The sequence below is a fragment of the Microvirga arabica genome, assembly GCF_016811235.1.
Taxonomy (GTDB): domain Bacteria; phylum Pseudomonadota; class Alphaproteobacteria; order Rhizobiales; family Beijerinckiaceae; genus Microvirga; species Microvirga arabica.
Genome location: NZ_JAFBID010000076.1, coordinates 24132 through 30495, shown reverse-complemented (window position 1 = coordinate 30495; position 6364 = coordinate 24132). Strand labels below are relative to the sequence as shown.

General features: G+C 60.7%; 6 protein-coding genes. 5 read left to right on the top strand and 1 reads right to left on the bottom strand.

What is annotated here, in order from left to right; all coding sequences use genetic code 11:
• The first annotated feature begins 241 nt into the window (after nucleotides 1–241).
• The 5 genes from JQC81_RS26035 (at nucleotide 242) to JQC81_RS26015 (ending at nucleotide 5334) form a co-directional block, all read left to right on the top strand.
• Nucleotides 242–652 carry a helix-turn-helix domain-containing protein gene (locus JQC81_RS26035; protein ID WP_203274710.1) on the top strand — a complete coding sequence of 137 codons (411 nt, stop codon included), beginning with the start codon at nucleotides 242–244 and terminating at the stop codon, nucleotides 650–652.
• Between the two features lie 292 nt (nucleotides 653–944).
• Nucleotides 945–1394 carry a hypothetical protein gene (locus tag JQC81_RS26030; RefSeq protein WP_203274709.1) on the top strand — a complete coding sequence of 150 codons (450 nt, stop codon included), beginning with the start codon at nucleotides 945–947 and terminating at the stop codon, nucleotides 1392–1394.
• Nucleotides 1391–2455 carry a hypothetical protein gene (locus tag JQC81_RS26025; protein ID WP_203274708.1) on the top strand — a complete coding sequence of 355 codons (1065 nt, stop codon included), beginning with the start codon at nucleotides 1391–1393 and terminating at the stop codon, nucleotides 2453–2455. Before JQC81_RS26030 ends, JQC81_RS26025 begins: the two co-directional genes overlap by 4 nt.
• 302 nt (nucleotides 2456–2757) lie before the next feature.
• On the top strand, nucleotides 2758–4413 hold the full coding sequence (locus JQC81_RS26020) for an AICE element replication initiation protein (RefSeq protein WP_203274707.1): 1656 nt from the start codon (nucleotides 2758–2760) through the stop codon (nucleotides 4411–4413).
• A 720-nt stretch (nucleotides 4414–5133) separates the two neighbouring features.
• On the top strand, nucleotides 5134–5334 hold the full coding sequence (locus JQC81_RS26015) for a hypothetical protein (protein WP_203274706.1): 201 nt from the start codon (nucleotides 5134–5136) through the stop codon (nucleotides 5332–5334).
• 10 nt (nucleotides 5335–5344) lie between these two features.
• Here JQC81_RS26015 and JQC81_RS26010 read toward each other — a convergent pair whose 3' ends face one another.
• A complete protein-coding gene (locus tag JQC81_RS26010; protein ID WP_210347276.1) occupies nucleotides 5345–6256 on the bottom strand; it encodes a putative phage terminase small subunit in 912 nt (303 codons plus the stop codon).
• Nucleotides 6257–6364 lie beyond the last annotated feature (108 nt).

The window sequence follows — 6364 nt, the reverse complement described above, 5'->3', positions numbered from 1 at the left end:
ACCGACCAAAGCTTCTCCGCAATGATCTATCTCGCCGCCGCCGTCATCAATTCACGATGAATCCCCACAAGCCTTAGGCCGTTGGTGGTTCAAGACAGCCAAGTAGCCAAGCCACCAAGTCACTCTCGCCGGAGCTCAATCTCCAGACCCATTCCGGGTCCGGACGCGATCCTGCTTGGCTCAAATCATTACCGCCCTGAAGGCTTTGCGAACGGCCCCGCTCAGCAAGAGAGCCCGCGCTATGACTCCCTACACTCCCACTCCCACTCCCACTCCTACCCGTCTCCTGTCGCTCACGAAAGCAGCTAAGTACCTCGGTATCGGAAAGACCACGCTGCGCAAGCTGATCAATGACAGGAAGCTCACCCCTGTCCACGTCTACAGGCGAGTGCTTATCCCGATCGAACAGCTTGATACGCTGATCGGAAGTGTGCACGCCCCGCTGCACAATGATGTCGGGAAGAAACACCGAGTCTTTGTTCCGCTGGAGCAACTTGGGTCACTCATTCGGAGCATGAAGGTGTCTCAACCGAACGAGGCTCATCCCGCAGGGCATGTGCTTGTCCCTCTTGGGCATTTTGAGGCCATTGTTGCAAGCGCGGAAGCCAGCGTAGAGGAATTCAAGGCGGCTCAAGCAAAGGCGCAACGATAATGTGCGCCGACGCGAACAACGGAAGCGAGCGCCAGGTTCCCTGGTGCAACCGCCCCCTCCTCTCGGTCTCAACGGTAAGCGAGTTGTTGGGCTGCAGCCCGGCACAAGTCTATGCCCTGGCTCGCCAAAGCCGCTTGACTCTCAAGCGCCTCGCTGGTCGCACACTCGTGCTGACCAGCGATGTGATTACCCTGTTGAATACTGCGGTTTCTCGGATGGCGAACATGCGGACAAAGGCAGCCCATGAGGCTCGCCGAGAGCGCTCGTCATCAAAGCGCTTGAGGAGGCCTAGGTGACCTTCATTGATTACGCTTTAGCAAAGGCACGGGAGGCGCAAGCCACCTCGCTGCCGCCGCACGGTTGGCATGAAGTTCTTGTCCGTGCAGCCCGTGTCCAGAAGAGTACGAAGTCCCAAGCGATTATTGTGACTGCCGTCTTTCCTGGCCAGTCAAATTCGGTCGATTTTCGCCTCATGTTCGACTGCGAAACAGCTGTGGGGCTGGTCGTGCGCGATTTGGAGATCCTGCTCGCAATCTCGTCTGCCCTTGGTGTTTCGAGCGAAACCCCAGAGGGATTGTGCGCAGCAATCACCTCGGCCTGTGTGCCCATTGAGGTTCTCGTTGCTCACGAGCGGGACGTAGCCGGCCAGCTGAGGGCCTCCCTGCGAGCGGCTCGGGCGATTCGGCCTATGAGCTCGCAGATCTCACGGGATGACGCGCTGGCGTTGGGAGAACGGCCATGATCCCGCTGTCCATCAATGCGTCTAAACTGTGCGGGGCTACGATTGCTGTAGCGCGTCGAGGGCTAGCCGTGAAGACGGCGGAGATGCAGCGTGATGGCTCGATCGTTTGGGCCGACTACCCACGAGAGAGTCACTGGCGGTTTGAGCCAGTGGAGTTCACCTCGATCGACGGCATTGCCGTAACCTTGGCTCCTCTGGTCCGCCGGCAAGATGCGGTCCTCCTGCGGGGTAGCATAAAGCCGGGATTGGACGCCTCCCGGGAATATCGGCGGCAGTTCCGCGGAGAAGACGCAGCCGTACAGGACTGCGACCGCTCCTGGCTCGCGGTCGACGTCGACGATCTCCCTGCTCCTGATCGCATCCTGCGGGGCTCTCTTGCCACCCAAGCCGAGTTCGTCCGGCGTCAGTTGCCGAGCGAGTTCCATGAAGCCGCTTGCGTGTTTACGCCCACCGCAAAGACGGGCCTTTCACAAGGCATCCGATCTCGGCTCTGGTTTATGCTCAGTCGACCGGCTTCCAATACGAGCCTTCGCGCTTGGACCAAGGACGTAAACCGTAACCTCGGCACGAAGCTCGTTGACGGCGCTCTGTTCAACCCGGTTCAACCCCATTACGTCGGTCGACCGAGGTTTATTGGGATGCGAGATCCCTGCAGCGACCAGGTGATCGGCATGCTGGCAGGGATGCCAAGCGTCGATCTTAAGCTGCCGCATGTGCCGCTAACCACTAACCAGCCGACTACGACGGGTTCTGTCTACACGGGTATGGGCGGATGGCGCGACCATTTGGGGCGCATCGGTGGACCGGATGGCATCCGCGAGCCGCTTCGAGCGGCGTTGTCCAGCGCCGTTGCCGAAGCCGGCGGCATGCCAAGCCAAACTCTGATCGACGAGATCCAAGCGGCAGCCCTGGCCTGCCGAGGCCTACGTCCGGCTGGTGTGGTCGAAAGCTACGTCACGAAAGCGGAGCTGGACCGAATGCTCGATTGGATCATCGCGCAAGAGACGACCCAACGCACCCGTCTCGCCGTCCTTCAGCGGCGGCTCTTCAGCAAACAATAATCAAGGAATCACCAATGGATCCCATGGCCTGCGCCTCAAACCGAGATGCGCTTTCACCCTCAGATGCTCCGGCCGATCCCACCGAGGCTGGCGCATCAGCCCGCCCTCCAACCCAACGAGAGACCGCTGAAGCAACCGCCCGTCGTTGGGCGCTGAAGCACACGTGTCGCGAAAACGACCTAGATGATCAGGCTGTCCTTCCGGCCTTGGAGGAGATTGTCTTGTTGCCGCCAGCGCTCTACCAAGCCGAGCGGGAGCGACATGCCCGACGGCTTGGGTGCAGCCCAGGCAAGCTGGATGACATGATCAGCCAGTTTAGCGCCCGCTACGATCAGGAGTTGACCAAACTGGTTGCGCCTGTGGTGCCCACCCGTGAGACCAAGCAAGCCCCTGCGGCGGGTGGACGCCAGAGGTTCACAGAAGCCGCTCTCCAGGTTCTCGACAAGAGTGGCGTCTCTTTATGGGTGAGCCGTGAGGGCAAGGCGTTCATCACGCTATCCCTCAAGGGTGTGACTGGTCACTACTGCCTAGAGAGCAAATCGGGAGCTAGCGCAATCCGCGCTCTGCTGAATTCCGAGACGGGCCTCATCACAACCAAAGATCAGCTTGCCGAACTTGTCGACCAGCTCAGCGCACGTGCAATGGTATCGGATGAGGTGCACGACGCGTGTCTCCGAACTGCGGTCGTTGGTGGAACGGTATATCTGGACCTCGGCTCCTCTTCCGGCCGAGTGGTCCGGATCGATCACATGGGCCGGACCCTGATCGGAATGCGAGACTGCCCTGCCCGCTTCTGGCGGCCCGCAGGCATGGGTTCCCTGCCCGAGCCGGTCGAGGATAACGACCCGCGTGATTTCCTCGATCGTATTCGGGATTTCGTCAATCTTCCGGATCGAACTCCGCTGCACCAGAGCAGCGATCTTTTGGATCCTGGTCTTCAGGCTGACGTGACCCTGCTGATGACACTACCCTCATGGATTCGACGCACGGGGGTGGTTCCTCATCTCGCGCTAGCCGGCCGCCCGGGATCGGGCAAAACAACGGCGGCTCGGCGCCTTCGCAACCTCGTGGACCCTCAAGCCGCTGACATCCTCCCGGCCCCGCGAAACCTGCTCGATGTCGCGGTGGCGGCGCGTAACCAGGCGCTACTGGTCTATGACAATCTCTCGAAGGTTCCGCCGGAAACTGCAGACATGTTCTGCATGCTCGCTACAGGTGGAGCGCATGGCGCTCGCACGCTCTACGAAGACGGCGAAATGACCACGTGGAGCATTCTGTGCCCTGTGATGATGACGTCGGTTGTGACTGACATTGTCAGTCGGGTGGACCTGCTCGACCGCGTGATGATGCTAACGCTCAGGCCACTCGCAAGCCGCCGGACCGATGCGGCCTTACGAGCGGCCTGGGAGGCCGGGTACCCTGCCCTTTTCGCTTCGCTTCTTAACGCGATTTCAGGCGGCCTCAAGGAGCTGCGGGGTACCGAGGCGACTGTGAGCCCGGATGAATTGCCTCGCCTTGCTGAGCCGGCGATGTTTGCGGAGGCGGTTGCGCGCGGCTTGGGCTGGCCCCCCGGCCTTCTTCTCAAAGCCGTCCGCGCCAGCCGCCAAGCCGCTCAAGGTGATCTGCTGGAGGACGACCCGCTTGTTGCTCGCCTGATTAAGGTGATCAGCAAGCACAAGGGACGGTGGCGGGGCACAGCCGCCGAATTGCTTCACGAAGTCCATAATACATCGGGACCGAGTTGGGGGCCAAATGGGGGGCCTTGTAATCCGCGGGGCATGAGGGCTGCACTCGACCGAGTGGCCGAGGCCTTGGCCCAAGCGCATGGCTGGACCATCGCCACGGGCCATGACGGGCGCGGCAAGAACCGCCAGCGGATCATCACGTTTCAGGCGCCTGAAGTGATCAGTAGCCAGTCCGATCCTGTTGCTGCTGATGACCATGATTTCCCGTTCTGATCGGGGACGGTCGCCGGACGGTCTCTTCCGGCGCTTAGCCTCTGATTATCAACGACTATGAACGGTGGGGACGATAGCGACGGTCTTCTCTTTCTCAAGAGTGAAGGAGGATGCCTGAAGGCCTTTAGCTCCTCCCCAGCCGCCTGCAGCGACCGTCCCCACCGTTCAACACTCTCACTTCAATGCACATCATAGGAGAATCCCATGTGCTCATCTCGCGCCCCCAACCCGAAGCTAACCAAACAGGATGCCCGCCGGCAGCAGCACCGCGAGCGTCAGAGGCTCCGCAAAGCTGCCCGCCGGCAGCGCGAGTCAGACACGAGTTGGGCCCAAGAGGCTCTGCGGCAGCGGAGAGCAGGCTACACTGCGGAGAGCCTCCTCGCCCAGGCGGCGCGAAACGGTGATCCCAATGCATGCTTCGCGTGCGGCCGGGTCTTTAATTGTTACGACGCCCGCTTGGCTGGTCGGGATAACAACGCTGTTATGCACTTGGCCTGCTACGACTGCGCTCCGGCAGTTTTGCAAGAGGTTACAGCCAGTTTGCGAATGAACCCGCCGCCGAGCAGCCCTGAGGCGTGGGGTTTCAATGACTTTCTCTGGTTTCAGGAAAACCCAAAGCGGAAGTTCCGGCTGCGCCCCCCGTTCCCAGGTGAGGTCTGGCATCACCGTGGCCCGACTCTTGTCCCCAGCCTCCGAGATCATCTGAAGGTCTTCTGCATCGTGCAGAAGTCTCTGTCGGATGGAGCCCTGTGGCACACGATTGTCGCCGTGCCTGAGGACATCCCCGATGATGACAATCTGCTGTTGGCGATGATCGGGCAAACGCCTGCCGAGGGTCAGGTGAGTGAGTGGAGCCGCGATTTGGACGAAACCTATCGCATTGCGGCCGCGTTCGACGCTCGAGAGAGCGGCACGGCTTAGAGGACGCAGGCTAGATCCCAAGCTCTTGAAGGAGCGCCATCCAGTCCCGCCGAGCCTGCAAATCTGCCGGCTCGGCGAGGATACGTTTGTAACTTGCTGCAACCCTCAGCCTATCCTCTGCTGTCTCGCAACGTGACAGAACAGGAGTGAGCTCGGCCCGATGCCGAATGAGAATGCTGTTCAGATCATATGGATCTTCCATGGGTAACGCCTCGTGATTGACATGGCCGGCCTTTGGAAGCGGCGCAAATTCCGAGCGACGGGGATTAAGAATTCGCCTCCGTGAGAATGGCGACAAACCATGAGGCGTTCTGAAGGACGGTGTGCAGTGACCTTCGCCAATGAAATTTTCTGGGGACTCCCCCGCTGCACGGATATGGTCGTCCAATCCCTCTACGACCTTTCTCCACTCGGCCGGCTGGCTTCGGTCGACCATAAATCGTCGGTACTTCCAGCGAAACGCGTCAGCGATACCGGGTGGCAAGCTGTCGGCTCGATAACCCATAGCTCGGAGCGCCTCCGTAAAGCCATCCTCGTGCACTCCCAGGCTGATGGTTGAGCCGGACTCCCATGGCCCGAGTTTCTTCCAAAGCCACCTTTGGCGGTTCGCAGCCCGGCGCTGCTCGGCCGCCTCAAAAATGGCCAGCTCCAGTCGTCCCAACGCAACCTGCTTGAGCTGGTACTCGCGGTGCTGCCGCGCGGCCTTCGGGCCTGCGTGACGGAGACACCGGCTATGCCCTTTGAGCGGCGGCAGCTTGCAGGCAGCACCACCTCGCGTTTTCGCACCGCAGTTATTCGCGAGCGAACCACCGCGCCGGTGATCGGCCCGCGCGGCTTCAAAGGCCGCTTGATGCTCTTCATTCAAGAATCCGGTAAGCATAAGGGAGATATAAGCATTCGGGCGCCCCTCACAATCGGGCAACCGGCTATCCTCATGGCTTCCTCAACACTGACGCGATGCCCTCACATTCGATCCTGGAAACAGGCACCGAAGGCGCCTGCACGCGCCGCAGACGTCCCATGTGAGGAT

Coding starts and splice junctions, on each gene's coding strand:
- JQC81_RS26035 (WP_203274710.1), top strand. CDS start 242: ATGACTCCCTACACTCCCACTCCCACTCCCACTCCTACCCGTCTCCTG.
- JQC81_RS26020 (WP_203274707.1), top strand. CDS start 2,758: ATGATCAGCCAGTTTAGCGCCCGCTACGATCAGGAGTTGACCAAACTG.
- JQC81_RS26025 (WP_203274708.1), top strand. CDS start 1,391: ATGATCCCGCTGTCCATCAATGCGTCTAAACTGTGCGGGGCTACGATT.